Source organism: Shinella granuli (genome assembly GCF_004341885.1).
Classification (GTDB): Bacteria; Pseudomonadota; Alphaproteobacteria; order Rhizobiales; family Rhizobiaceae; genus Shinella; species Shinella granuli.
Genome location: NZ_SLVX01000097.1, coordinates 1 through 1,054 on the forward strand (window position 1 = coordinate 1; position 1,054 = coordinate 1,054).

Sequence of the window (1,054 nt, forward strand, 5' to 3'; positions counted from 1 at the left end):
CCGAAGCTGAGGAACGCTACTACGCCATGCTGGAAGAACCCGCCATGGCGGCATAACTTAAACCAGAAGGCCTCCGGCAAACCCGGGGCGGTTCATCTTGTAAAACGAACGTTTTACCAATGCAACGAATTTTCGCATGGAGACGTGAACCTCTGCGTTCGAACACCGAACTACTACGTCGAGCGGATTCAACCAGCCCCGGCCTCACAATCAGAAAGGAAACTCAAAGCGTGTGTGTCGAGGAATCAGGTCCAGAAAGGCGTCGACCGCTTGGCTGGCCGGGTGGCCGGCCTTGACGACGACGCTAAGCGTCCAGGAAATTTCTGCGCCGGAGACAGGAACCACCGAAAGATCGTGTCTACTCGACACGACCAACTCTGGTGGCAACAGCGCCACGCCGAGACCATGAGCCACGTATTCGGGAACCGTCGTTAGATCGGCCACCTCCACTACAACGGGCCGCGATAGCGATTGCTGAGCGAACGCATCGTCGATAACTACCCGTTGTCCGAAACCAAATGGCATGTCGATAAACGGCTCACGAGCAATTTCAGCCAGCGTCACCTCCTGACGCTTCGCGAGGGGATGGTCCGCGGGGGTAACAAGATGAAGCCGATAGGATCGAATTGGCATGACCCGCAGCTGCTGATCGTTGATATTTGTGCCGACGAAGGCGGCGTCGACGCTACCCGCCTTGATGCGCTCGATGAGCTCTCCGGTGCCTCGCCGCGAGGTTTGGAGGCGCAGTTGCACGGAAGGGTGCCGACGGTGAAATTCGCCAGCGAGCGCCGGTACATCGACCAGTCTAAGCCCGCCTAACATCCCTACGGTCAGGCTTCCCCTGAGCCCACCCGATGGATGCGCAGCCGCTTTGACACCATCAATCGCATCGATTGCCTTTCTCGCGTGAGGCAGTAGTCGTCGGCCGGCCTGCGTAAGCATGACCGACCGGGTTGAGCGTAAGCGCGACGAACACCCCACCTTTTAACGGCGCGATTTGGGCTTGAGATTCTGCTCGTTGATTTGGAAGGACGATTTTTCAATGGACGAGCGG

Annotated in this window: 1 protein-coding gene; it reads right to left on the reverse strand. The window is 58.0% G+C overall.

Annotated elements, in window-relative coordinates; translation table 11 throughout:
• Positions 1–210: 210 nt before the first annotated feature.
• On the reverse strand, positions 211–942 hold the full coding sequence (locus EV665_RS32155; protein ID WP_133037284.1) for a LysR family transcriptional regulator substrate-binding protein: 732 nt from the start codon (positions 940–942) through the stop codon (positions 211–213).
• Positions 943–1,054: the final 112 nt, after the last annotated feature.

Coding starts and splice junctions, on each gene's coding strand:
- EV665_RS32155 (WP_133037284.1), bottom strand. CDS start 942: ATGCTTACGCAGGCCGGCCGACGACTACTGCCTCACGCGAGAAAGGCA.